General features: G+C 43.0%; 22 protein-coding genes. 18 read left to right on the top strand and 4 right to left on the bottom strand.

Annotated features, from left to right (window positions below):
• Positions 1-351: 351 nt before the first annotated feature.
• The 17 genes from D7Y06_RS16290 (at position 352) to D7Y06_RS16360 (ending at position 20177) form a co-directional block, all read left to right on the top strand.
• Positions 352-1401 carry a site-specific integrase gene (locus tag D7Y06_RS16290; RefSeq protein ID WP_330566490.1) on the top strand — a complete coding sequence of 350 codons (1050 nt, stop codon included), beginning with the start codon at positions 352-354 and terminating at the stop codon, positions 1399-1401.
• Between the two features lie 117 nt (positions 1402-1518).
• The gene (locus D7Y06_RS16295; RefSeq protein WP_120408813.1) at positions 1519-2340 is read left to right on the top strand and encodes a PD-(D/E)XK nuclease family transposase; all 822 of its coding nucleotides are present in this window, start codon (positions 1519-1521) and stop codon (positions 2338-2340) included.
• Between the two features lie 63 nt (positions 2341-2403).
• Positions 2404-3333, top strand: a complete 930-nt coding sequence (locus tag D7Y06_RS16300; protein WP_120408814.1) for a Kiwa anti-phage protein KwaB-like domain-containing protein — start codon at positions 2404-2406, stop codon at positions 3331-3333.
• Between the two features lie 9 nt (positions 3334-3342).
• Positions 3343-3915 (top strand): hypothetical protein, encoded by a 573-nt coding sequence (locus tag D7Y06_RS16305; RefSeq protein WP_120408815.1) that lies wholly within the window; start codon positions 3343-3345, stop codon positions 3913-3915.
• 356 nt (positions 3916-4271) lie between these two features.
• Positions 4272-5123, top strand: coding sequence for an RNA polymerase sigma factor (locus D7Y06_RS16310; protein WP_120408816.1), 852 nt, complete (start codon positions 4272-4274; stop codon positions 5121-5123).
• A 15-nt stretch (positions 5124-5138) separates the two neighbouring features.
• A complete protein-coding gene (locus tag D7Y06_RS16315; RefSeq protein ID WP_120408817.1) occupies positions 5139-5822 on the top strand; it encodes a DUF2461 domain-containing protein in 684 nt (227 codons plus the stop codon).
• 127 nt (positions 5823-5949) lie between these two features.
• The gene (locus tag D7Y06_RS16320) at positions 5950-6354 is read left to right on the top strand and encodes a DUF3783 domain-containing protein (protein ID WP_120408818.1); all 405 of its coding nucleotides are present in this window, start codon (positions 5950-5952) and stop codon (positions 6352-6354) included.
• A 15-nt stretch (positions 6355-6369) separates the two neighbouring features.
• Complete coding sequence (locus D7Y06_RS16325; RefSeq protein ID WP_120408819.1) at positions 6370-8850, top strand: hypothetical protein; 2481 nt, start codon at positions 6370-6372, stop codon at positions 8848-8850.
• 158 nt (positions 8851-9008) lie between these two features.
• Positions 9009-10883: a methyl-accepting chemotaxis protein gene (locus D7Y06_RS16330; protein ID WP_120408820.1), complete on the top strand. Its 1875-nt coding sequence runs from the start codon at positions 9009-9011 to the stop codon at positions 10881-10883.
• A gap of 230 nt (positions 10884-11113) precedes the next feature.
• Positions 11114-13504 (top strand): GH36-type glycosyl hydrolase domain-containing protein, encoded by a 2391-nt coding sequence (locus tag D7Y06_RS16335; protein ID WP_120408821.1) that lies wholly within the window; start codon positions 11114-11116, stop codon positions 13502-13504.
• A gap of 12 nt (positions 13505-13516) precedes the next feature.
• A complete protein-coding gene (locus tag D7Y06_RS16340) occupies positions 13517-14929 on the top strand; it encodes a phosphoglucomutase/phosphomannomutase family protein (RefSeq protein WP_120408822.1) in 1413 nt (470 codons plus the stop codon).
• A 100-nt stretch (positions 14930-15029) separates the two neighbouring features.
• Positions 15030-16799, top strand: coding sequence for a sensor histidine kinase (locus tag D7Y06_RS16345; RefSeq protein WP_120408823.1), 1770 nt, complete (start codon positions 15030-15032; stop codon positions 16797-16799).
• Positions 16800-16903: 104 nt separating this feature from the next.
• The gene (locus D7Y06_RS27185; RefSeq protein ID WP_243119360.1) at positions 16904-17413 is read left to right on the top strand and encodes a hypothetical protein; all 510 of its coding nucleotides are present in this window, start codon (positions 16904-16906) and stop codon (positions 17411-17413) included.
• Positions 17414-17430: 17 nt separating this feature from the next.
• The gene (locus D7Y06_RS27190; protein WP_243119361.1) at positions 17431-18300 is read left to right on the top strand and encodes an ABC transporter substrate-binding protein; all 870 of its coding nucleotides are present in this window, start codon (positions 17431-17433) and stop codon (positions 18298-18300) included.
• Positions 18301-18511: 211 nt separating this feature from the next.
• Complete coding sequence (locus tag D7Y06_RS27195; protein WP_330566491.1) at positions 18512-19003, top strand: carbohydrate ABC transporter permease; 492 nt, start codon at positions 18512-18514, stop codon at positions 19001-19003.
• Positions 18991-19410 carry a carbohydrate ABC transporter permease gene (locus tag D7Y06_RS16355; protein ID WP_330566492.1) on the top strand — a complete coding sequence of 140 codons (420 nt, stop codon included), beginning with the start codon at positions 18991-18993 and terminating at the stop codon, positions 19408-19410. Before D7Y06_RS27195 ends, D7Y06_RS16355 begins: the two co-directional genes overlap by 13 nt.
• A 2-nt stretch (positions 19411-19412) precedes the next feature.
• Positions 19413-20177, top strand: a complete 765-nt coding sequence (locus D7Y06_RS16360) for a response regulator transcription factor (protein ID WP_120408825.1) — start codon at positions 19413-19415, stop codon at positions 20175-20177.
• A 27-nt stretch (positions 20178-20204) separates the two neighbouring features.
• Here D7Y06_RS16360 and nagA read toward each other — a convergent pair whose 3' ends face one another.
• Positions 20205-21368: an N-acetylglucosamine-6-phosphate deacetylase gene (gene nagA / locus D7Y06_RS16365; RefSeq protein WP_120408826.1), complete on the bottom strand. Its 1164-nt coding sequence runs from the start codon at positions 21366-21368 to the stop codon at positions 20205-20207.
• Positions 21369-21397: 29 nt separating this feature from the next.
• Positions 21398-22123: a glucosamine-6-phosphate deaminase gene (gene nagB, locus D7Y06_RS16370; protein WP_120408827.1), complete on the bottom strand. Its 726-nt coding sequence runs from the start codon at positions 22121-22123 to the stop codon at positions 21398-21400.
• A 196-nt stretch (positions 22124-22319) separates the two neighbouring features.
• On the opposite strand from nagB, the gene D7Y06_RS16375 reads away from it, so the two are divergent.
• On the top strand, positions 22320-22802 hold the full coding sequence (locus tag D7Y06_RS16375; RefSeq protein WP_147415701.1) for a hypothetical protein: 483 nt from the start codon (positions 22320-22322) through the stop codon (positions 22800-22802).
• Positions 22803-22813: 11 nt separating this feature from the next.
• Here D7Y06_RS16375 and D7Y06_RS16380 read toward each other — a convergent pair whose 3' ends face one another.
• Positions 22814-24205 (bottom strand): sensor histidine kinase, encoded by a 1392-nt coding sequence (locus tag D7Y06_RS16380; protein WP_120408829.1) that lies wholly within the window; start codon positions 24203-24205, stop codon positions 22814-22816.
• Position 24206: 1 nt separating this feature from the next.
• Complete coding sequence (locus D7Y06_RS16385; RefSeq protein WP_120408830.1) at positions 24207-24911, bottom strand: response regulator transcription factor; 705 nt, start codon at positions 24909-24911, stop codon at positions 24207-24209.
• Positions 24912-25115 lie beyond the last annotated feature (204 nt).

Raw genomic sequence — 25115 nt, forward strand, 5'->3', positions numbered from 1 at the left:
CATAAAAAAATAAGTGCAGAAGGTAAAGCACTGATGAAATGCTTTATCTCTTACACTTATATGGTACTAAAAAGCGGCGTTCCTGTTCTCCCATGTAGAGAGTAAGAAACGCCGCTTCTGCGTCGTATTCAGTTTTTAGTACAATACCCTGCTTGTCCGTCGCTCGAAAAACCTTGATTTTCCAGTGTTTTCAAAAGTATCGTTATCTAACGTCAGCTTTATCAGTACCGTTATACAGACAGGAAGGGGAAAAGGCATACATTAACGGCAGGAACATTAGAGGAACTCCGGCAGAGGGAAGAAGAAATTATAAGAGATAAATCAGATGGAATCCGTGCAGAAGCAAAGAACATGACACTGGATGATATGTTTGAGTTATGGAGCAGGCTCAAAAGAGGGCTGAAGGGGAATACCTATCAGAATTACTGCTATATGTATCGGACATTTGTAAGCCCTGACATTGGGAAACTCAGGATAACCACATTGAAACGGTCAGATATAAAGGCTTTCTACAACTCACTGGTAGATGAGAAGAATCTGAAAATAGCAACAGTTGATAATATACATACGGTATTGCATCAAGTTCTGACGGTTGCGGTGGAAGATGGATATATGCGTACAAATATTTCCGACAATCTGCTAAAAGAATTAAAGCAGTCCCATAACACAGGGTCTGAACACAGGAGGGCGCTCACCGTGCCGGAGCAGGAATTATTTCTGGATTTTCTGAATAAAGAGAATACGCCATATTACCATTGGAAGCCTATATTTACGGTGATGCTGTATACGGGAATGCGGGTAGGGGAAATTACGGGGCTGCGGTGGCAGGATATTGATATGGCTGAGGATTTAATAGAGGTAAACCATACGCTGGTTTATTATAATCATGCAGAAAATGGGTGTTATTTCAGCATCCATACGCCAAAGACAAAAGCGGGCAATCGAACTATACCCATGCTGGATGAGGTAAAACAGGCATTTTTGGATGAGAAACGTTATCAGGAATTGAATGGATTGAAATGTAAAGTAACGGTAGATGGATATACGGATTTTATTTTTGTCAACCGGTTTGGGAATCTGCAGCATCAGGGGACATTGAATAAGGCACTTCGCAGAATCATCCGTGACTGTAACGATCTGCAGCTTGCAGGAGAGGAGAAAAAACCGGTATTGCTGCCGAGGTTTAGCTGTCACAGTCTGCGCCATACATTTACAACAAGGCTGGTGGAAGCTGGCATGAATCTAAAAGTTGTGCAGGATACGCTTGGGCATAAGGATTTTTCTACGACGATGAATATTTACACGGATGTGACAAGAGAATTGAAGCAGAGGGAGTTTGATAACCTTCAGGAGAAGATGAATCAGAAAAAATATAAAGGAACGACTAAAGAGGAGTCCTGATTTTGAACTATACAACAGGAAGAAAGCGGAAAGCGGCTTTCTTCCTGTTGTATTTCCGATAGTTTCCGATTATAATATAAGGGAGATGTCGGCAGCAATAAGAAAGAGGTATGTTTTATGAGTGAAGCAGAACAGCAGAGAAAAGAACGGGAACGTCAGGAGGATTTGCAGCGCCTACGAGATTTCCGTCCTATTGATGATGATTTTATGCGCTGCCTGTTTAAGGACAATGTGCCATTAGCTGAATTGGTGCTGCGGATTATTACAGGTAAAAAGGATTTGGTTATTACAGACTGCCAGACACAGAAAGATATGAAACGCCTGGCTGGCGCACGTTCTGTCTGTTTAGATGCATACGGAACGGATTCCATGGGAAAACGGTATGATTTAGAAATTCAAAGGGCTGACAAGGGAGCTGACCCGCTCCGGGCGAGATACCATTCCAGTGTTTTGGATATTGAGAATCTGGATGCAGGGCAGGAATTTAATGAATTACCGGATACCTATACTATATTCATCACAGAAAAGGATTTCTATGGAATGGGCGAGCCGCTCTATGTGATTGAGAGGATGAACCTGACAACTGGGAAAGGCTTTGGAGATGGGGAACATATTCTGTATGTGAATGGCGAATACAGAGGGGAATCTGATTTAGGAAAGCTGATGCATGATTTTAACTGTACGGAGGCTGATGATATGAATTTTGATTTGATGGCAGAGCGTACAAGATATTTGAAGGAAAATCCGAAAGGGGTGCAAGAGATGTGTAAGGCTATGGAAGATATGAGGAATGAAGCTGCTTTAGCAGAGCGGAAAGAGATTGCGCGTACTTTTATTATGATGGGAGAATTATCTTATGAAAAAATAGCGAAAGGCACGAAACTGCCGATTGAAGAAATTGAGAAAATGGCGGGAAAAGAGAAAAGAAATAATTTATAAAAGCAGATAATGTTGAATAGATAAGGTTTATGATAATATAAATGATTGCAGGGGGTAAAGGTGATGTCACTACAAAAGATAAAGCAGGTCTTTGACAAATTGAGCAATTGTACCATGTGGTCACTTCAACTGTTAAATGCCAGGGAAGTTCATGGTGAGTTTGTATATAATGCCCATGATATTGTGGTGACCACCTCTGATGCAATTATAGAATTCATAAGGGAATTGGAACTTACATATACTAAGGAAAAGGGCAGACTTTCAAAATATCAAATGGTTTGTGATTATGATGGAAGTACTGAAGGAGATAGAATATATAAGATTGAATTTTCAAGTGAACTTATCAGTGACTCTGGTGAAAAACTTGTACATGCTATGGCAAATCCAGATATGAAGGGAAATGCGTTAGACTTTTCAGCAAACGCTTATATCCTAAAAGGAAATATCCTTATAGATGAGACTCCGATACCTGTCAAATTATTTACGATAATCAGTCCTTTCAAAGTATTAAAGCATACTTTTATGTGGGACGGCGACAGCTTCAAGGTATTACCGGATAAATATTTATCACTGCGCAGATATGTCGATGTAGTAATGATTGATGATACGGCATATCTTTTTAATATGAATGGGGAGAAGCTTTTCAATATGGAAAGAGCCTATAAGTTTATCTGTCGTGATAAAATTGAGGAGATTATCAGTAGCGGAATTGTATCAGATGAAAGTATGTTTAGACAGTATGGAGCATCTGGGCATAATCCAAGAAAATTTGTGTCATTTGATGAAAACAGATTGCGAAAGATTAAAGACGATGCGGGGGTTAGGAACAGAATGGCTGGAAAGTTTGGAATTATTCAGACACCAGAGGGAATATTTGACTCATCTGACAGTGAAAATGTGAACAGGATTGTTAAATTTCTTTGTAAAAAAGGAATGATTGATCCGGTAAATGATGACCCGGTAGAAGTGGAAGGGGCAAGGCAATGGATGTGAGGTGACAGAATGTCAATTCTATTTCTCATGAGTATGTTTTTCTTATCATTTATGCCATTGTGGATTTGCATTGTATGTATTGATATGAAAAGCCTGATAGATGGGACAGATTATCCATATACAGAGTGGATTGGTTTAGGGATGATAACATTCCTTTTATTTGTCAGTGTGCTGATTACAATAAAAACGCTAAGAAAACAGGTAACTCAGAATACTGGAGAATATATAGTTGTTGCTGCTGAAAAAGATACTGTTTCAACAACAGCATACCTTTTATCCAATGCACTGCCTCTTCTTGCGTTTGATTTTACACAATGGTTTGATACGGTTCAATTTATAATAATTTTGGGGTTTCTTGCCGTATTATGCTTACTACATTATAGATGCGATAGTAATGTGTGTTTGGAACTTGTAGGATATCGGCTATATAAGTGTAGCCTACATGGTGAATCTGATGATAAGGAAGAAATAACAATATTAATCCGACGTAAACAATTAAATGTGAATGACGAGGTTGTTATCCGAAAGCTAAATGATGAATTATATATTGGTAAATATAAGGTGTCAGAAGAACAGCTATAATGAACCAATCCTGAACCATTTTTGAACCAATTTTTGCCAGGTTATGGGTATTTCAGGAGAGTTATGGGAAAGAGGGAAATGTGGGGATTATAGAAAAACAGGGGAATGGAGAGGTATGTAGGGGTATAAAAACAGATGTGCTTACAGTCCCGACAATGAAAACCCTGGAAAAATAATGAGGCTTGTAAATCCCATGAAAATTCTTCATGGAGAATAATATAAGATTTTTCTTATGATTCAGAAAAAACTACCCTTTTGCTTGCCATAGTTTAGGGGTGGTTTTTTTCTGTAATTTTATATATTTATTTGTCACACAGACAAGGGAAGGTTGTCTAATTAAATAGGAGGTAAAATTTATGAATAAAAAAACCAACAATGAAATGCAGGCTTTAGTGGATAAAGCTACCGCGGGAGATAAAAAGGCTCTTGAAACCCTTGTGGCAGGTGTGCAGGATCTTGTATTCAATTTGTCCCTGCGGATGCTGGGTACATTTGCAGATGCGGAAGATGCCACTCAGGATATCCTGTTGAAAATGATTACCCATCTGTCTTCTTTCAGAGGGGACAGTTCTTTTACAACGTGGGTATTCAGCATTGCGGCAAATCATCTGAAAAATTACAAAAAGCATATGTTTGCCCATTATCCGTTAAGTTTCGAGTTTTATGGAGACGATATAGAAAACGGTAAAATACAGGATGTGCCGGATTTAACACAGAATGTGGAAAAAGACATACTGGAGGAAGAACTGAAAATGTCCTGTACCAATGTGATGCTGCAGTGCCTTGATGTGGAGAGCAGGTGTATTTTTATATTGGGTACAATGTTTAAAATTGACAGCCGGATTGCCGGGGATATTTTGGGAATGTCCCCGGAAACGTACCGGAAACGGCTTTCCAGGATACGCAAAAAAATGGCAGACTTTCTGGGACAGTATTGCGGGGAATACGGCAGAGGAAAATGTAAATGCAGAGAAAGGATTAATTACGCAATACAAAACCACCGGATAAACCCGTTGCAGCTGGATTTTATGACAACCACGGAAATCCCTGTTCAGACCATGATAGATGTGAAAAATGCTATGGAAGATATTGACGATTTGTCACAGGATTTTTCTTTCTGTAAACCATATCAATCCCCAGAGCGAACAAAACATCTGATACAGGAATTTTTGGATTCCGTTCAGCTTTCCATTATTCAAAACTCATAAAGGAGACGAAGGATTATGAATACACAGTGTATCATTGATTATTTATCGGAGTTGAGCATGAACAACAACCGTGAATGGTATCATGCCAATAAGGAGGACTATAAAAAAGCCAATGAAGAATTTGAAAAGTTATTGCAGGCGTTGATGCTGGAAATTGGAAAATTTGACAGCAGTATTTTGCATAACAATCCCAAAGACCTTACCTTTAAGATTGTAAGGGATACCCGCTTCAGTCATGATAAATCACCCTATAACCCTGCGTTCCGCGCCCACATTTCCTCAAAGGGCAAGCTGCCGGTGCCTGTGGGGTATTACCTTATGATTAAACCTGGCAATCAGTCCTTTTTAGGCGGCGGCTTGTTTGCAGATATGTTTAAGGATGCCACAGCGATGATACGGGATTATATTGTACAAAACGGGGAGGAATGGGAAAAAATCATACATGAGCCGGAGTTTGAAAACTATTTTTCTGTCCAGGGGACGGCATTAAAAAATGTTCCAGCGGGGTATGACAAAGAGCATCCCCAGGCAGAGTATCTGAAATTCAAGAGTTGGTATCTGGAATATCCGTTAAAAGATGAAGAATTGATAAATGCAGAAACATTTTCTGCAAAGGCAGCAGAAATTTTCCGAATCATGAAACCTTTTAATGATTATTTAAACAAAGCTCTTGAGGGATTTCAGATGCCAAAAAGGTAAAGAAATTTTTAAATGGGAGTGCTTCGGCACTCTTATTTTTGTTGCATAAATAGTGGCACCATGTTATTATGAAACAAAAGTACCAGTTTTTTTATTTGTAAAGGGAAAGGAAGCAGTGGAACTATAGATGAGAGAGACAATTTTATTATTTAATTTTTCAGACGGGGACAGAAAAAAGAAATTATTGAGAGCGCTGTTGCCACTGAGGATGAAAGTGAAAGAAATTGCGGTAGAGGAATATGGAAAACCACTGGGGGATTTGGCGGGAATCAAAGGTTTTTCCATGAATGGGGAAGAATCGTTTTCTGGAGAAGGCCGGATGACTTTGGGAGAACTTTCCGGGGAAATGCTGGTGATGGCGGGGCTTTCCGAAAACCAGGTGGATCAGGTGTTAAAAGCATTGCGCAGGGCAGGGCTTGACATTCCTTATAAGGCGGTGCTGACTGCAGCCAATCAAAACTGGAATGTATGGGAATTGTTTCAGGAAATTAAAAAGGAGCACGAGACAATGGCCGGTATCAATGTAAAATAGGAAGGGGGCAGTTAAATGGGGGGAAGAATTCGGAGGTATTTGTGCAGTTTTGTTTTTGCAGCAATAATATTCTGCAGTGTGCAGTATAAGGTGTGTGCAGAGGAAGGGGAAGCCCTTGTCACAACGTCAGAGGCGTTTATGGATGCTTTGAGACAGAATAAAAGTACCATTACCGTAAGTGGTGAAATTACGGTTGACAATGGGGCGGAGACGGACGGCCGTATGCGCCCGGTAATGATTCCTGCGGGTACCCAGATACAGGGAGTGGCAGGAAGCAAAATTTGTTTTCGCAGCCCAGTCCAGATACAGGGGGACGGTGTGTGTTTTAAAGACATTGGAATGGAGTTTACTTCCAGCAATGCATTGGGAAGCGTTCCCCACAGGGAAATTTTTCTCGCAGGGCACAGCCTGATTTTAGACAACGTGGCCACTTACCGTCGGGGAGGAGATAATCCTTTGTTGGGGACGGAGGACGAACTGCTTCCCACTGTGTATTCCGGGGGCTTCACCGGGACACAGAACGGGGCAAATGCTTCCCTGACTGTGAGAAACTCTAAGGAAAAGACGATGTTTCAGGGGATCTACTTAGGTCATGGAGCGGAATATGACAATAAGTCTGTCTATCAGGGAAATGCTGTGCTTTCTATGGATGCCAGAGCAACCATCCGGGGTGCTGTGGATGCTTCCCTAAACAGCAAGGCGGAAATCTTTTTTTCTGGGGAGTCAATAAATAATTATGGTCAAGCAAAAGAGGTAATCGGGAATCAAAATACCACAGTTACATTGGCAAAAATCGCCATTGAAAATGCAGTTATGAGGAATTTAGGCAATCTTGTGCTGAGAGAGGAAGCATATCTGTCCCTGAGAGAAGCAGGTCTGGGAAATGTTACTTTAAACGGCACGGGATGTCTGGATTTAAATCCTATCCCGGGTGATACTGTGATTTCCGGAAATTTTGCAGGGTCAGGGCAGGCAAATCAGCGGGGAATTCTTGTTCTGAATCAGCAAGGCTCCGTTGCCATTGGAGGAAATATAACTGGGAGTACACAATTTCAGACAAAAGACCGCAATTTCCCAGGAATACTTACTGTGGGAAAAGCGTATATTACCGCTAACCGCGGGGCGTCAACGGAGAACAATTTTGTGCTTGCCCAAAAAACCATGGATAATGGCTTTAAGCTGAGATATACCGGCCGAAGCTGGATCGGGGAAAGGCAGCAGTCTGAAGACATCAGTATTGGCAAAATTGAAATTCTCTCCGCACCGGAGAGAGTTGACTTGGGGCAGATTATGGAGCCTGAAGATGGCAGTATTGCCAATGAAGGGGTGTATTTTGAAGTTAAATGGTATAACGGAAGCGGGGAAGTTTTAAGTAACGAAGTGGCGGAAGAATACTATTTTTATGACGTTGATTATGTAATTCCCATAAAGACGGAGTACTGGATATCTGATGAGCCGGATGTTCTGGGGAAAACAGACTGGGGACAGCAGGTTTATCTCACCCCGTCAGCCATATTTCCGGGCAGATATTGCCTTCAGGCAGGACCAGAGGCACAGCCGGGAGATTACACATTTTTGTTTTGCAGTGAGTATTGTGAAAGCGTTCCGGTTACGGTTGCAGATGTGAAAGCATTAAAAAATACAGTGGGAAAAGAGCAGCGTGTGATTTTCTATGGAGGGAATACCGTTGAGCCGGGAGTACCGGAACAGCCGGGGACTCCAGGAAACCCGGCTGCGCCGGAGGGGCATACACATGTATATAATGAAGTCCTGGCAACACCGGCGGGATGTACGGAAAAAGGGACTAAGACTTACAGTTGTGTATGCGGAGATACCTATACAGAATATTTTCCTGTACTGGGGCATAAATATGTGGAAAGCAAGACACCTGCAACACTTCAAAACAACGGAGGTGTAAGGCGGGTATGCAGTGTCTGCGGTTTTTCCAGTGATGTGGCGGATTTTTTGCGTATAAAGGAAGTTGTATTAAATAAGACGGATTATATCTGGAACGGCAGAGTAAAGACGCCTTCTGTGGCGGTTATTGACAGTGCGGGTAATCAGCTCATGTTAGGCAGAAATTATACGGTTTCCTATTCCAAAGGAAGGAAAAATCCGGGAGTGTACACAGTGACCATAACTTTTACCGGAAATTACAGCGGAAAGGTGACTAAGACATTTACCATAAGGCCCAAGGGCACCAGTCTTGTAAAACTCAGGGGAAAATCCAAAGGATTTCAGGCTCTGTGGAAAAAGCAGTCATCCCAGACCAGTGGTTATCAGATCCAATACTGTATGGAAAAGAGTTTTAAAGGCAAAACGGCTAAAGCCGTAAAAATAAAGAAAAATACCGCCGTGAAAAAGGATATATTAAAGTTAAAGGCAAAGAAAAAATATTACGTGAGAATTCGGACTTACAAGACGGTTAAAGTGAATGGAAATAGTAAAACCCTGTATTCTGACTGGTCTAAAGTTAAAACGGTGGGGACAAAATAGGGGAAAAAATATTACAGTAGGCATTGGAAAGGAACTGGAATTAAGTTTCTTTCTAATGCTCTTTTTTAATGCTAAAAAAGGAAATTCGTGGTATAATGCTTTTCATAGGGATAAGGTAAGACTAAATTTATAGCAGGATTGGAAAGGAAGAACTTATCATGAAGAAAATTTTTACAAACCGCCTTTTTATTTACATGCTGACTGCTTTTTTAATTACAGTTACCGCAATTTTTGTTTTGCAGACAGTTGTAAGCCAGGGAAGCAATACAGATTCCAGCCATGCAAAATTGGAGGATGTAAAATTAAAGCTGGAAGGAAACCAAGAGAATATTGAAAGGCTGACGAAAAATCTCAGCGAGGATAATCTGGCTAAAACAAGGGCATTTGCAGATATGATTGCCGCAGACAGTTCACTTACTAAAGATGCGGCCAAAATGGAAGAGATAAAAAGCAGGCTGATGGTGAATGAGCTTCACGTGATTGATGAGAATGGAATTATTACAGAGAGTACGATAGATACATATGTGGGATTTGACATGAAAAGCGGGGAACAGTCCAATGCATTTATGGTAATTGTGGACGACCCTTCCATTGAACTTGTGCAGGAACCCCAGGTGAATGTTGCAGAAGGTGTGGTTATGCAGTACATAGGCGTGGCAAGAAAGGATGCGCCGGGATTGGTCCAGGTAGGGGTTCGGCCCGAAGTGCTGGAAGAGACCCTTGCAGGTACGGGACTTAATGTAGTTTTAAAAGAGATTGATTTTGGCGAGAAGGGATATGTGTATGCCATCGACAAGGAGAGCGGGGAGATTTTAGCTCATGAGAATGACGCATTGATTGGAACAGCTGCAAAAGAAGCAGGATTCCCGGATGGATTGACAGGAAAAGGAAGGGCTGTGATTGACGGGAAAAGAGGGTATTATGTGGCGGAGGAATATGAGGGCCAGATTATCGGAACATTTCTCCCGTCAGGGGAGTATTACGCCCAGAGGAACAGCCAGACACTTGTGGTGCTTTTAAGTCTTGCCATTATTTTTGGACTTTTGCTTTATATGATAAACAAAATGGTTGATGAGAAGATTGTGCGGGGTATTAATCAGATTACGGACTCCATGAAAGAAATTGCGGAGGGGAATTTTGAAATCAGCGTTGACGTAAAGGGAAATCCGGAATTTATACAGCTTTCTGACAGCATAAATAAAATGGTGGACAGTATTTGCCAGAATATGAGTGAAAATGATAAACTTTTGGGCCAGCAGAAAGAGGATGTGGAAAGCAACCGGGTTTTAATTCAGAATATCAAAGACGTATGTACGGATTTGAACCGTATTTCAGGGGAGACATTGGAAAATGCAGACCACATGTACAATGGAACCGGGGAACAGGAAAAGGCTGTGGAGGATTTAAAACAGATAATGGAGAAGCTTATGCAGGAACTGGAGAACAGTGTGAAGGTTTCTGTCCATGTTTCCCAGGGAACGGGAGAAACCACAGAAAAAATTGCCCAGACAAATTCCCAGATGAGCCTTTTGAAAGATTCCATGCAGGAAATCAGCGATATGTCCCTGGAGATTGAAAAAATTATCGATGAGATTAATTCCATTGCACAGCAGACCAATATGCTTTCCTTAAACGCTTCCATCGAGGCGGCCAGGGCAGGAGAAATGGGGAAAGGATTTGCTGTTGTGGCAACCCAGGTGGGAGAGCTTGCAGCCAGAAGCGCCCAGGCTGCAAAGGAAACGAATGAATTGATTACAAATTCCATCAATGCCGTGGAGAACGGCAAAGAAATCACAAACCGCACAGCGGAAGCCTTTCATATTGTAGTGGAGAATATCAGGGAGGCAAACAGTGATATGGACAGGATTACCGGCATGGTACGGGAGAATATGGGAATTGTGACAAATGCGGTAAGCCAGATTGACAGAATTTCAGATGTGGTGGAGCAGAATGTGGAGATTTCCCACAATACCAAGCAGGCGTCTTCCAATATGGCAGAAGTTACCGGAAAACTGCTGGAGATTGTAGAGTAAAAAACGTGATATATAAAAAGGCCTTGTGTTTTGCAGGGCTTTTTTTGCGGAGAACTCACAGAGGAATGCAGCGTTGGGGATTTCCATTCCAAATGAATTTAAGGCGGCGGCAAAAAGGTAATTTCTTAACTTTTCACCAAAATAAAACAAAATATGCCACAACCAACAATATGAATAGAAAGCACCTTACCCTATAATAAAACCAGGAAAAGAGCAGGGAGGTGCTTTCGATGCGTTATGGGTATTTTGACAATGAAAAGAGGGAATACGTGATTGAAAAGGTGGATTTGCCCACATCCTGGACAAATTACCTGGGGGTGGAAGATACCTGTGTGGTGGTAAACCACACGGCAGGGGGATATATGTTTTATAAAACTCCGGAGTATCACAGGGTTACAAGATTTCGGGGAAACAGCGTCCCCATGGACAGGCCCGGCCATTATGTGTATATCAGGGACAATGAGACAAAAGATTACTGGAGCGTTTCCTGGCAGCCGGTGGGGAAACCTTTGGATAAGGCGAAATATACCTGCCGCCATGGAATGTCCTATACCGTCTATGAGTGTGAATATGAAAAGATAAAGGCAAGCCAGAAATTGTCGGTTCCCATGGGGGATGATGTGGAATTGTGGGATGTGACACTGGAAAATACCGACGATAAGGAGAGGGATTTAAGTATTTTCAGCTATGCGGAATTTTCGTTTCATCACATTATGATAGACAATCAGAATTTTCAAATGAGTATGTACTGTGCCGGCTCCTCCTATGAGGACGGGATCATAGAGTATGACTTATTTTATGAGGAGTTTGGCTTCCAGTATTTTACGGCAGACTTTAAGCCCGACGGCTATGACTGCCTGAGGGACAAATTTATCGGGAATTACCGCACGGAGGACAACCCGGAGGCGGTGGAAAAGGGAATATGTTTTGGTTCCAAAGAGCTTGGAAATAACCACTGTGCCTCCCTGCAGAAAAATATTGTATTGAAACCAGGGGAAAAGGTTCGGATGATTTTTCTTTTAGGAGAAGGAAACCGGGATGCAGGGAGAAAAATGCGGGAAAAGTATGGGGAGTTTTCCCAGGTGGATAAAGCCTATGAGAAACTTCAGGATTTCTGGCAGGACAAATTTGAAAAGCTCCAGATTCAAACCCCAAATGAGGGCATGAATACCTTAATCAACACCTGGACGCTGTATCAGGCGGAAATTAATGTCATGTTTTCCAGGTTTGCCTCCTTTGTGGAAGTGGGGGGCAGAACGGGCCTTGGCTACCGGGATACAGCCCAGGATGCCATGACGATTCCCCACTCCAATCCGGGAATGTGTAAAAAAAGGATTGTGCAGCTCTTAAAGGGTCTTGTATCCCAAGGGTACGGGCTGCATCTCTTCCAGCCGGAGTGGTTTGAGGAGGATGAGGGAAAGAAACCTTTTCAGTCCCCTACGGTAATTCCGGAACCGGATAAAAATGACAGAATTCACGGTATCAAAGACGCATGTTCCGGCGACGCCCTGTGGCTTGTAAGCGCAGTGGCGGAATATGTAAAAGAAACCGGGGAAATGGAGTTTTTAAATGAAAAAGTCACCTACGCAGACGAAGGGGAAGATACGGTATATGACCATTTAAAAACCATTCTTGATTTTTCCGCCAGGGAAGTAGGGGCAAGGGGTATCTGCAAGGGCCTGCGGGCGGATTGGAATGACTGCCTAAACCTGGGAGGGGGAGAGAGCGCTATGGTATCTTTCCTGCATTACTGGGCATTGCAGAATTTTGTGGAACTGGCAGCATACCTTGGCCGGGAGGATGATGTGAAAAAGTACAGAGAATGTGCCGACAGGGTAAAAGAAGCCTGTGACAGGGAACTTTGGGACGGAAAGTGGTATATCCGGGGAATAACGAAGAACGGAAGGAAAATCGGAACAAAGGAAGATGAGGAAGGGAAAGTGCATTTGGAGTCCAATACGTGGGCTGTGCTTTCCGGGGCCGCTCCAAAAGAGAAAGGGATCTCTGCTATGGACAGTGTGGAGGAATATCTCTATACTCAGTACGGGCTTTTGTTAAATGCACCTTCCTATACAAAGCCCGACGACGATATTGGTTTTGTCACACGGGTGTATCCGGGGCTTAAGGAGAACGGGGCTGTATTTTCCCATCCAAATCCCTGGGCCTGGGCGGCGGAGTGCAAACTTGGCAGGGGAGATAAGGCCATGAAGTTTTATGATGCCCTGTGCCCTTATTTTCAAAATGACATGATAGAGACACGGGAAGCGGAACCTTATTCGTACTGCCAGTTTATTATGGGGAAAGACCACACGGCATTTGGAAGAGCAAGACACCCCTTTATGACAGGTTCCGGGGGCTGGGCTTATTTTTCCGCCACCAGGTATATTCTTGGGATAAGGCCTCAGATGGATTATCTTGAAATAGACCCGTGTATACCAGGAGAGTGGGAAGGGTTTCAGGTAATGAGACAGTGGCGGGGAGCTTCTTATCATATTTCTGTGGAAAATCCTTTGGGAATTATGACGGGGGTAAAAGAAATTTTACTGGACGGCAAAAAAGTGGAGAAAATCGGTGTTCAGGAAAAGGGCTCCGAACATCAGGTAAGGGTAATTATGGGATAAGGGAGGTAAATTATGATAGAATTCGGTACAGGGGGCTGGAGAGCCATTATTGGAGATGAATTTACAAAAGCAAACATAAAGCTTTTGGCAAAGGCAATGTGTAAAAAGATGAAGGCGGAAGGCGTGGAGTTACATATTGTTTTGGGTTATGACAGAAGGTTTCTGGCAAAAGAGGCCATGCAGTGGGCGGCGGAGGTTTTTGCCGCAGAGGGGATTAAAGCTTACTTGATTAACAAATCTTCTCCCACACCCCTGATTATGTTTTATACCATGAAACATGGACTGGACTATGGAATGATGGTAACGGCAAGCCACAACCCGGCAATCTATAACGGAATAAAAGTCTTTACCAAAGGGGGAAGGGATGCGGAGGAGACCCAGACAAGAAATATTGAGGGATATATCCGTGAAATCGAAAAAGAGCCTGTGGAGAGCATGGAATATGCCAAGGGGGTGGAGGCAGGACTGATTGAAGAAATCTATCCCCTGAATGAATATCTGGATAACATTATTGATGCAGTGGATATGGGGGCCATACGTCAGGCGGGGCTTAAGATTGCCATTGACCCAATGTACGGCGTAAGTGAAACCTCCTTAAAGACTATATTATTAACGGCAAGGTGCGATGTACAGATGATTCATGAAAGGCATGACACTTTGTTTGGGGGGAAACTGCCCTCACCTTCCGCCGCTACCCTTAGAAGGCTTCAAACCTTTGTCATCGACCAGAAATGCGATATCGGGCTGGCTACGGACGGGGATGCTGACCGCATCGGAGTAATTGACGATACCGGAAGATTTCTTCACCCCAATGATATTTTGGTGCTCCTTTATTATTATGTGGTGAAATACAAAGGCTGGAGCGGGCCTGTGGTGAGAAATCTGGCCACCACCCATCTGCTTGACAAAGTGGCGGAGAGCTTTGGACAGAAATGTTATGAGGTTCCTGTGGGATTTAAGCATATCTCTGCCAAAATGGCGGAAGTAGATGCTATTATCGGAGGAGAGTCCTCAGGAGGACTTACGGTAAAAGGCCATATTAACGGAAAAGACGGGGTTTATGCGGCAGCCCTTCTTGTGGAAATGATTGCAGTGACAGGAAAACGCCTGTCGGAAATCTATCAGATGATAGAGGAGGAATGCGGAACGATATATATGGAGGAGCGGGACTACAAATTTTCCCAGGAGAAAAAAGCTGCGATGCAGAATATTCTTATGGAGGAGAAAAAAGTCCCGGAGATTCCCTATGAAGTAGAGCATATTTCTTACATGGACGGGTGCAAGATTTACTTTAAAAACGGGGGCTGGGTCGTTGCCAGATTTTCTGGTACGGAGCCCTTGCTGCGAATCTTTTGTGAGATGCCGGGAAAAGAGGATGCCGAGAAAATAAGCAATATATACGAAGAATTTTTAGGCTTAAAATAAGTAATTCAGGCGGTTTTATGGTATGATAAACCATGAAACCGTCTCTTGTTATTTACGCAAAAATTTATATTTATGGGATAGATGTTAAAGGAGGGGCAAAATGGGAACACTGGGAAACAGAAAAAGCTTAAGATGGAAAATGGTAAGAATGATGTTGTTTGGGTGGCTGCTTCCTCTTTTGATCCTTACCCTTGGCATGATATTTACGGTATCCTCTATGATAAAAAATCAACTGGAAAAGACCATTGTCGTCTCCTCTGACAAAGCTATGGAAATCTGTGATATGCAGTTTCAGGAAATGATTGTATCCTCAAAAAATGCTTCCTATAACGGAACCATCCGGGACAGTTACGTGAATTTTATGCGCCAGGGAGCCAGTGTAAGGGATAAAAAAGCAATTAGTAATTTTCTAGCCCAGCAATATAAATATGACGCCCGTATTTTATGTACTATGCTGTTTTTTTTAGATGATCCGGAGGAGGTATTTTATGTTTACAATACATATCAGGACAACAACACGGGGAATGAGGCATTTCGGCGGAAAAATTTTTTTATGGATTACGTGCAGAAGGAAGTGATAGAAAAAAGTGAAAACCTGGATACGGGCCTTGCCCTTATGGAGAAAGAGGGGCATCTTTATTTTGTGAGAAATCTGGTAAACAGTTCCTTTACCCCTTATGCCATGCTGGTTATGGAACTTAAGCCGAAGGATATGCTGGAAAGTTTAAACAGTATTTGGGGAATGGAGCATTATGAAATGTATATTGACGGTGTGCCTTTGATGCAAAACGGGGTGGATAAACGGTTTCATAAGGAGCGTATCAAAGATATTACAGAGGGCAGCGTGTATTATAATAACCGGAAGGAAGCCTTTGTCTATAAAGTGACGAAGAGGGGGCCTCAGCAGATTGCCTATGTGGTGGAATTGAATTCTAAGAGTATTATAGATGAAACTGTGGTGCTTTGGTATACCTTTACGCTGGCATTGTTTTTTATGCTGCTTCTCATTGCGGTAGTTTTTCGTTTTGTGCACACAAAGGTGACAAAACCTATGGCGGAGCTGATTGAAGGGGCCAGGGAGATTGCCCTGGGGAATTACGGTCACCAGGTGGAGGTGGAAAAAAGCAGCGATGAATTTGAATATCTGGACAGGGCATTTAACACCATGTCATCAGAATTGAAATACCAGTTTGAAACGATATACGAGGAGGAGCTGGCCCTTAAGGACGCCAATATTAAGGCTCTGCAGTCCCAGTTTAACCCTCACTTTTTAAATAATACCTTAGAAATCATAAACTGGGAAGCCAGGATGAACGGGAATGACAATGTAAGCGGCATGATAGAGGCCCTTACCACTATGCTGAATGCCACCATGAACTGGAAACAGAGGCGTTTCGTGATGCTTTCTGAAGAACTCTCTTATGTGGATGCCTATCTGTATATTATTTCCAGCCGATATGGGGAAAGATTCCAGGTTCACAGAGACATAGACGAAAGCCTGCTGGGCGTATCTGTTCCTATTCTTATCATACAGCCCATTGTGGAAAATGCGGTGGAGCATGGGGTGGAAGAAAACAGAAAAGGAATTGTTGAGATTAAAATATACAGGGAGGAGGATAAACTTTATATTAAAGTTATAAATGACGGAATTTTGAAGGAATCGGATAAGGAAAAAATACGAAGATTATTAGGGGAGGGAGAGGCAAAACTGGATGAATCTCATATCAGTCTTGGCATACGTAATGTGAACAGGAGACTTAAAATTATTTACGGGGATGACTGCGGTTTAACTGTAGAAAGTGACGAAGAAAGCAAGACAGTCAGCACAATTTTGGTCAAACTGCCAAAGGAGGACAATATAAGTCAATAAATGGCAAGTCTGACAATTACCATTTTCCCTTGCGTCCGGTATGATATAGACAGATGAAAACAAAGCATCCAATTAAACATTTAAAGACAAAGGGAGGTATTTCTATGAAAATGAAAAGAGTTGCAGCAACAATTTTATCAGGTGCTATGGCAGTTTCACTTGCGGCCTGCGGGGGTGGAGACAAGGCTGGCGAGGGAGCAAAATCAGCAGCGGCAGATGCGAACACTGAGTCGGCAGGAGAAGGAATTGCGGAGCAGGCCCAGGGGGGCGTTGAACTTGAAGTAGTTACCACATTTGCAGGAAATGATGGAAATGCGCAGAATTACAAAACTTTCTATCAGCAGTGGGAAGAAAAGACGGGCAATAAGATTGAGGATATGTCCGCAACCGCTGACGACACTTTTAAAGTGCGGGTGGTAACAGATTTTGAAACGGGGTCGGAGCCGGATGTGTTATTCTTCTTTAACGGATCAGATGCAAACAGCTTTATCGAGGCAGGGAAAGTAGTGTCCATAGAGGATATCCGGGCGGAATTTCCCGACTATGCATCCAATTTGGATGACGGACGTATTCCGGTATCTTTAGTGGACAATAAGGCATACGCAGTGCGGTAAACGGAATCTGGGAGGCTATGTTTGTAAATACGGAAATTCTGGATGCAGCAGGGGTTACCATGCCAGGGGCAGATTATACCTGGGAGCAGTTTACAGAGGACTGCCAGAAGATTAAAGAAGCAGGCTATACGCCTATCGCAGCAGCATTGGGCGACATTCCCCATTATTGGTGGGAGTTTTCAATTTTTAATTACAATACGCCGGAAAACCATCTGACAATTCCGGAAAATATCGAAGATGAAATCGGAAAAGGATGGGTAGCAGGTATGGAAGATATCAAAGCCCTTTATGAGGCGGGATATTTCCCGGAAAATACCCTTTCCGCTAAGGATGACGAGACCTTTGCCATGTTTACAGAGGGTAAAGCTGCATTCCTTCTTGACGGTTCCTGGAAGGTAAATGGAATTGCATCCGCCTGCCAGTCAGACCCGGATGACCCTTCCACACTGGATACAGAAAAGCTTGCAAAATTTGATGTCACCTATGTGCCTGCAAAGGACGGCAGAAAGGCAACTGATTTAATCGGCGGATTGACCAGTGGATATTACATTACAAAAAAAGCATGGGATGACCCGGAAAAGAAAGCAGCGGCAGTTGATTTTATATCTTATATGACTTCTGATGAAGTGGTGCCGGAATTTGCACAGCACGGCTCCAGCGCTCTTAAGAATGTACCGGAAGTAGATGAAAACGTATTTAATGAACTGCAGATGAAATCTTTAAAAATGGTAGCAGGCAGCACTTCCTTTACAGGGCCGGTTCAGGATTTGTTCCAGGGGGAGAGCAGAGTGCCTACATTTGACGGTATGCCTGAAATCGTAAGCGGAGCAGTAGATGCAAAAGATGCAGTTCAGGAAGGTCTTGATATTTACTGGAGCTCAAATTAATGAAATTGGATAACTGTAAATGACGGGGATATAACCCTGTTGGTTAAATGCCGGAGATTTTATCTCCGGCATTCCTAAAAAAGAAGGTGAACATATGGGAGCTAATATTTATAAAAATAAAAAACCATTATTTCTGTTTTTACTTCCGGCATTTATCTTTATGGTTGTGTTTTTATATTTTCCATTTTTTTAAAATATTGTAGATAGCTGCATGGAGATAAAGCAGCTTGGAATTTCCGGAGAGGTGTTAAATGAGCCCTGGTATTCCAATTATGCAAAGCTGTTTACAGATGACAATGTGCGGACATCTCTGAAAAATACATTGATTATGACAGTTGTGACCATCTTCGGACAGGTGGGAATCGCTCTTTTACTTGCCCTTATGGTGGACAATATAAAACGCAGGGCGAAAGTATTTAGAACCATGTTTTTCTTCCCCATTGTTGTATCCGCAACTGCCCTGGGTCTTTTGTTTAACCTGATATTTTTATACGACACAGGAATGATAAATCAGCTTCTTTCCATGTTTGGGAAACAGGAACTTACTGATTGGAAAAGTGAGAAATGGGCATTGTTTACCATGATGCTTCCCGTTATGTGGCAGTATGTGGGATTTTATTTTGTCATAATCCGGTGTATACCATGGAAGTTTCCTGGGGAATCGCAGGAACAAAGAACTGGTGGCTGTCCATGTTCTCTGTGATACTGCCCCAGGTAGCCGGGAATTTGTCTTTTGCAATTATTGTGCTCACAGGATATATCAGAAGTCTGCCTATCGAATTAGAAGAAGCAGCTTTTATGGAAGGATGCGGCCCTATACAGATTTTCTTCAGGGTGATTGTCCCCCTGACAAAGCCCTCTTTTGCTACCGTGGCAATTTTCTCTTTCCTTTGGAGTTATAATGACTTGTTCACTCAGATGTTTTTCCTGAGAAGGCCTGATATTATGGCTATTACCAGGCTTTTAAATGAACTTACCTCCAATGAAGGTACGGATTACGGACTTATGGCCGCTGCAGTTTCCCTTGTAGTGGTTCCTGTAATGATTGTATATATTTTCATGCAAAAGTATATCATAAAGGGTATGACAGCAGGTGCTGTAAAGGGGTAAAAATGTATAAAGTTGTGATTATTGACGATGAACCTATTATTGTGGAGGGATTGTCCAAGGCAGTCCATTGGGAAAAATGGGACTGCCAGGTGGCGGCAACGGCAGAAAAAGGACAGAGCGGAATTGAAATTATTAAAAGGGAAAATCCGGACATTCTTTTTTCCGATATCAGGATGCCGGGGATGGACGGACTTTCCATGATTGCCGCACTGAAATCGGAGCATCCCCATATGCAGATCGCCATTCTCACAGGATTTCGGGATTTTGAGCATGCCAGGGAGGCCATACGCCTTGGGGTGGCACGGTTTCTGCTGAAGCCTTCCAAAATGGAAGAGTTGGAGGAAGCGGTTCAGGTTATGGTACAAAATCTTTCTCACAGAAAGGAAAACACAGAGGGGGAAAAGGAAGAGGGAGGGCCGGAAGCGGCAGCGGCGGGGAGTTTTATCGCCCAGAATGCCGTTAAATATATTGAAGAAAACTACATGGAAAAATTAAAGCTTTCCGATGTGGCAGACCATGTGTATGTAAGCCAGTGGCACTTGAGCAAGATTTTAAACCAGCATGTGGAGAAAAGTTTTTCCGATATCTTAAACCATGCCAGGATTGAAAAGGCAAAGGAACTTCTTCGGGAACCTTCCCTGCGCATAGGGGATATTGCGGAAAAAGTAGGGTTTTTGGATATGGCCCATTTCTCCAGGGTGTTTAAGAAACATACAGGGGTTTCGGCAAATGAATTTCGGAATCAGATGAAGAGTGAAAAAGAATAAGAAAACTTCATAAAAAAGAGGTAAAGGTCAGCCCAGGGGCTGACCTTTAATAATGCGTTTAATTTCAAGGGTTTCTTTGTCCAGAAGAAGAAAATGTGCTTTCTTTCCCGGAGCGATACTGCCGTAGAGATCGTCAATCCCAATGGAGCGGCAGGGATTTATAGTAGCGGCGGCAACGGCGCTTTCCAGCGGTATTCCCATGGAAACGGCGGTTTTCATACATTGGAACAAGGGAGTTACGCTGCCGGCGATGGTGCCGTCTGACAGGGTTGCCTTATTTTTTACTACGGTAACCTCCTGTCCTCCCAAGGTATATGTGCCGTCAGGTTTTCCTGCAGCACGCATACTATCGCTGATTAAAATAACACGGTTTTCAAAAAGCCGGAAAGTGGCACGAACCACCGGGGAAGAAATGTGCAGGCCGTCACAAATCAGTTCTACATAACATCCGGGGGTATCAAAAGCCGCTCCGATTACTCCGCTGTCTCTGTGATGGAAGGGCGGCATGGCGTTATATAAATGGGTAACATGGTTAGCGCCTGCATCCATTGAGGCTTTAGCGGCATCATAATTCGCTTCTGTGTGGGCAATGGAAAATGCCAATTTGTCCTTAAATTTTTCAATACAGGGCAGGGCATTGGGAAGCTCTGGCGCTAAGGATATGAGTTTCACCAGTCCTTGGGAGAGATCTATCCAGTGTTCCACTAATCCGCCGTTGGGAGAAAGGATATGGGCCTCATTCTGGGCGCCTTTCTTTTCCCGGCTGATAAAAGGCCCTTCCATGTGTATGCCTACAAGGTCTGCAAATTCCCTGTCTGTCTCTTTTTGTGACTGCTCAGAAGAAAAATTTGCTGCTGTTTTGCAGATGCCATCTAACGTTTCCGGAGGCATTGTCATAGTGGCAGGGCAGATGGAGGTCACGCCGTTTTTTAGAGAAAAGGCGGCAATGCCTTTCACCGACTCCATGCTGTTGTCACAAAAATCATATCCGTCGCATCCGTGGAAATGAATGTCCGTAAGCCCTGGAATCACATAACATCCTGCAGCGTCAATCACAAGTTCATCCTCTTTTGGCGCTGGCAAAACATCATCCCCTGAAACCAGAGAAGTAATTTTTTCTCCTTCCGTTACAACAGACAGAGGGAGAAATTTATTTTCTTCCGTAAATACCAGACCGTTTTTAATAATCATAAGATTTGCTCCTTTTTAAAATGTTATAACTACAACAGCTCCAAGGCATCTTTGTCAGCAATAAGCGTTACATCTGGGTGCATCTGTAAGATGGAAGCCGGAACCTGAGGTGTAACCGGGCCTGTAAAAGCCTCTTTTACAATATTAGCTTTTCCCTTTCCGCTTACAATTACCAGGATTTTTTTTGCCTGCATAATGGATTGAATCCCCATCGTGTAGGCTTGTTTTGGAACTTCATCCATGGAATCAAAGAAACGGGCATTGGCATCTATGGTACTTTTTGCCAAATCCACACAATGGGTTCCCTTGGCAAAAACTTCATCCGGTTCATTAAAACCGATATGTCCGTTGTTTCCAAGACCTAAAAGCTGCAAATCAGTGCCGCCGCAGTTTTCAATAATGGCATCGTAGTCTGCACAGGCTTTCTCGGCGTTTTCTTCCAGGCCATTTGGAACATAGGTGCATGTTTTGTCAATATTAATATGGTCAAAGAAATTTGTGTTCATAAAATAGCGGTAGCTTTGGGCATTTTCCGGTGAAAGTCCTTTGTATTCGTCTAAGTTTATGCTGGTGACTTTGGAAAAGTCAAGATCCCCTGCCTGGTGTCGCCGGATTAATTCCTGGTAGGTGCCAATGGGGGAAGAACCTGTGGCAAGGCCCAGCACACAATTTGGTTTTAAGGTGACTTGTGCGGCAATGTAGTTTGCCGCCATGCGGCTCATTTGGTTATAGTCTTCTGCTTTGATAATGTTCATAAATCCCTCTCCTTTTTGGTTGTTGATTGTGTAGTTTTTATTCCAGTATAACAGTGAAAATGGGGGATTACAAGGGATGCGAAGGGGGATGACAAGATAAGGAAAAAAGTGACAAGATTAGTGAAATAGAAATTATATTGAGGTTATAGACATACTGTGATATGATTTGTACATAGCATAGATGTAGGTAATTAACATGCGAACATTAAAAATAGAAGCAGTTAGTATTTCAAACAAAGGACGAAGTGATTCAGTGTCTTTTTTATATGAAGAATGTAAAAATATGAAGTCACGTATAGAATTACTAGAAATCATAAGACATTTTTATTCTGATACGCTTTGTTATGGAAGCTGTTTAAAATTTTCTGCCAGATATCTGGCAGAAGAAATAGAGGATGTCGGTTTTAAAAGTCATATAAATGATGTGATATGTTTTCATAGTGAACCTTTCTATGGGATAGCATATTTGGAGCAAGTTTACGCAGATATCCTGGAAAAATGTCAAAACGGAATACCTCCGGTTGTTACAGTCCAGTTTCCGGCTTTTAGGAAAATTTCTCCGTCTATGGAAAAGAAGAACTTTACCATTGCTGTAAATCAAGGGAGGAGCTTGGGGATGAGGAAAGATGGGAGAGAAATAAAGATGATTTGTATCACTTATTTGAGTAAAAGCAAATGAATCTATATGAATTAATCCCCCAAAGGCACAAATATCCAAACCCCAAGCCCCCCGCAGGCACTATGCTCAATCTCCACATGCCCCCTGTGGGAGAGGGCAATCTGTTTCACAATCAAAAGCCCCAGTCCATGCCTCTGTTCCCCGGTACTGGAATCACACATCATATAATGGGGGGCATGGTTTAGGCTTTCGATTTGGGTGTCAGAAGCCCCTGCCCCATCGTCTTCCACACCTATCACACAATGGTTCTCTTTCTGATGCAGGGACACATAAATATGACATCCCTCTGCATTGTGGTTCATGCAGTTTTGAATTAAATTGCCCACGGCCCGCTTTATCAAATCTTTGTCCACATTTACGAAACAGCAGGAGGAAGGGGCTGGTGCGGCCCATTCTATCTGATATTTATCTTCAAGGCCCATGTTCATAAAATCTGCCACAACCTGCCTTAAAATGGCGGCCATATTTTGTTTTTCCATGTGTAAGGGCTGCATATTGTATTCCAGCTTGGAGGCAAGGTTTAAATCGTTAATGAGATTTTTAATGCGCTCACTTTGTTTTACAATGGAGTCGGCTTTTTGCTGTTGGGGGGAATTTAAGGCAAAATCTTCCCTGAGCTGCCCGGCATAGCCCATGACCATGGAAAGGGGGGTGCGGATATCGTGGGATACCCCGGCAATCCAGTTTGCCCGGGCGGTCTCTTTTTTTCGGAGCTGATGCCTCTGGGAAAGGAGAATGTCGGAGGTTTTATTAATATTTAGGGCAAGTTCCGACAACACCCCCGTCTCTTTCACGTGAAAATACTCCCCGGTGGGAAGGACCTGTATCCCGGTGACAATGGGTTTTACGGATTTTAAAAGCCTGGAGGTAGCCATGACATAAATAATCAATATTAGAGTAATGTTTGCGGCAAGTCCAAGGAGGAGCGTTTTAGGTACATTGGCGATAAAGGAATAGTCCCAGGTAGGCCATAAATGTTTCCAATATCTGTAAGGTGGATATCCCAGGACGACAAGCCCTCCCTCTGCTGCCCCAGCGTAGGTGGCGTAATCCTGTATATAGCCCATAGTCAGGTTTGAAATATCTGAAAGGGAATAGGTTTGGGGAAGGGTTTCGGGAGTGTTTTCCGTACGCCACACAACCTGATGAGTGGCATCGTCTATGCACACTGCCCAGATATGATCTTTTTCCAGTATATCTAAAAATTCTTTCTCCAAATAATATCCCTTTTCCGTTTTTTTCAATGCTTCCCCTATCTCTTTTGCCAGGGTATAGGGATGGCCGCTGGCAGTCCTGCTTTTTGCAATGACGGCCAGAAGAACTATGTTTAATATTAAAATCAGGGCAGAGCTTAGGATGAGAAGCCCTGAAAATCTTCGGATCAGTTTCGGGACAGACTTCATGCTATTTTTCCTCCAAAATCAGTTTGTACCCCAGGCCTTTTACGGTGACCAGGGACTGGGGATGCGAGGGATTTAATTCTATTTTTTCCCGGATGCGCCGGATATGGGCCATCAGGGTGTTTTCATAGCCAAAAGGATTGTCTCCCCAGGCAGCTTCACACAAGGCGTCAATGGTTACGATGCGGCCGGCGTTGCGGTATAAGGCGGAGAGTAAATCGTATTCTTTTGCAGTTAAAGGAATGTGCCTGCCATCTTTGATGACTTCAGCCCCGGCAAAATCTATTTCACTGTGCATAAGTTTTACATAGGGATTTTCCTCCTTATAACTTCTGCGGAGAATGGCCAGGATGCGGAAAATCAGCTCTTTTGGGAGAAACGGTTTCACCATATAGTCATCTGCCCCAAGGCCGAATCCCTGGAACTTATCTTCCTCCTCTCCCCGGGCGGTGAGAAAAAGTATGGGGTATTCTCTTTTTTGTTTTAACCGTTCCATAAGGGAAAAACCGTCCCCGTCCGGAAGCATCACATCAAGGACAGCCAGCTCCGGGAGAAAGCTGTCGGCTTTTATCTGGGCTTCTTTCACAGTTTTTGCGGTTTCTATATTGGAAAATCCTTCTGTTTTTAAGATGGATACCAGCATGTTTAAAAGTTCCGGCTCATCGTCTACCAGGAGAATGCGCTTGTTTTTCACATATTCAAAATCCATAGGATATCACCTTCCTTTTCATAAGATTATCTTCTCAAATACAGAGTATATTTACTTGGGTCAAATTCATCCCCGTCCCCATGGTCAATTGGTTCCTCAAAACCACTCTGCGCCCGGGAATTGTTTCACTTTGCAGTTCATGACTGGTATAGTTTACGGTTATTTCTCCAATGATCTCTTTTCCTGTTTCATCGTCTCATTACC

Origin of the sequence: Roseburia sp. 1XD42-69, from assembly GCF_003612565.1 — a bacterium.
Lineage (GTDB): Bacteria > Bacillota > Clostridia > Lachnospirales > Lachnospiraceae > Roseburia_B.

Excerpts from the sequence above, each read along its gene's own strand:
- D7Y06_RS16300 (WP_120408814.1), top strand. The coding sequence starts at position 2,404 with ATGTCACTACAAAAGATAAAGCAGGTCTTTGACAAATTGAGCAATTGT.
- D7Y06_RS16295 (WP_120408813.1), top strand. The coding sequence starts at position 1,519 with ATGAGTGAAGCAGAACAGCAGAGAAAAGAACGGGAACGTCAGGAGGAT.
- D7Y06_RS16315 (WP_120408817.1), top strand. The coding sequence starts at position 5,139 with ATGAATACACAGTGTATCATTGATTATTTATCGGAGTTGAGCATGAAC.
- D7Y06_RS16290 (WP_330566490.1), top strand. The coding sequence starts at position 352 with ATGACACTGGATGATATGTTTGAGTTATGGAGCAGGCTCAAAAGAGGG.
- D7Y06_RS27190 (WP_243119361.1), top strand. The coding sequence starts at position 17,431 with ATGTTTGTAAATACGGAAATTCTGGATGCAGCAGGGGTTACCATGCCA.
- D7Y06_RS16380 (WP_120408829.1), bottom strand. The coding sequence starts at position 24,205 with ATGAAGTCTGTCCCGAAACTGATCCGAAGATTTTCAGGGCTTCTCATC.
- nagB (WP_120408827.1), bottom strand. The coding sequence starts at position 22,123 with ATGAACATTATCAAAGCAGAAGACTATAACCAAATGAGCCGCATGGCG.
- D7Y06_RS16375 (WP_147415701.1), top strand. The coding sequence starts at position 22,320 with ATGCGAACATTAAAAATAGAAGCAGTTAGTATTTCAAACAAAGGACGA.
- D7Y06_RS16385 (WP_120408830.1), bottom strand. The coding sequence starts at position 24,911 with ATGGATTTTGAATATGTGAAAAACAAGCGCATTCTCCTGGTAGACGAT.
- D7Y06_RS16340 (WP_120408822.1), top strand. The coding sequence starts at position 13,517 with ATGATAGAATTCGGTACAGGGGGCTGGAGAGCCATTATTGGAGATGAA.
- D7Y06_RS16320 (WP_120408818.1), top strand. The coding sequence starts at position 5,950 with ATGAGAGAGACAATTTTATTATTTAATTTTTCAGACGGGGACAGAAAA.
- D7Y06_RS27195 (WP_330566491.1), top strand. The coding sequence starts at position 18,512 with ATGGAGATAAAGCAGCTTGGAATTTCCGGAGAGGTGTTAAATGAGCCC.
- D7Y06_RS16330 (WP_120408820.1), top strand. The coding sequence starts at position 9,009 with ATGAAGAAAATTTTTACAAACCGCCTTTTTATTTACATGCTGACTGCT.
- nagA (WP_120408826.1), bottom strand. The coding sequence starts at position 21,368 with ATGATTATTAAAAACGGTCTGGTATTTACGGAAGAAAATAAATTTCTC.
- D7Y06_RS27185 (WP_243119360.1), top strand. The coding sequence starts at position 16,904 with ATGAAAATGAAAAGAGTTGCAGCAACAATTTTATCAGGTGCTATGGCA.
- D7Y06_RS16360 (WP_120408825.1), top strand. The coding sequence starts at position 19,413 with ATGTATAAAGTTGTGATTATTGACGATGAACCTATTATTGTGGAGGGA.
- D7Y06_RS16335 (WP_120408821.1), top strand. The coding sequence starts at position 11,114 with ATGCGTTATGGGTATTTTGACAATGAAAAGAGGGAATACGTGATTGAA.
- D7Y06_RS16305 (WP_120408815.1), top strand. The coding sequence starts at position 3,343 with ATGTCAATTCTATTTCTCATGAGTATGTTTTTCTTATCATTTATGCCA.
- D7Y06_RS16355 (WP_330566492.1), top strand. The coding sequence starts at position 18,991 with ATGTTCTCTGTGATACTGCCCCAGGTAGCCGGGAATTTGTCTTTTGCA.
- D7Y06_RS16345 (WP_120408823.1), top strand. The coding sequence starts at position 15,030 with ATGGGAACACTGGGAAACAGAAAAAGCTTAAGATGGAAAATGGTAAGA.
- D7Y06_RS16325 (WP_120408819.1), top strand. The coding sequence starts at position 6,370 with ATGGGGGGAAGAATTCGGAGGTATTTGTGCAGTTTTGTTTTTGCAGCA.
- D7Y06_RS16310 (WP_120408816.1), top strand. The coding sequence starts at position 4,272 with ATGAATAAAAAAACCAACAATGAAATGCAGGCTTTAGTGGATAAAGCT.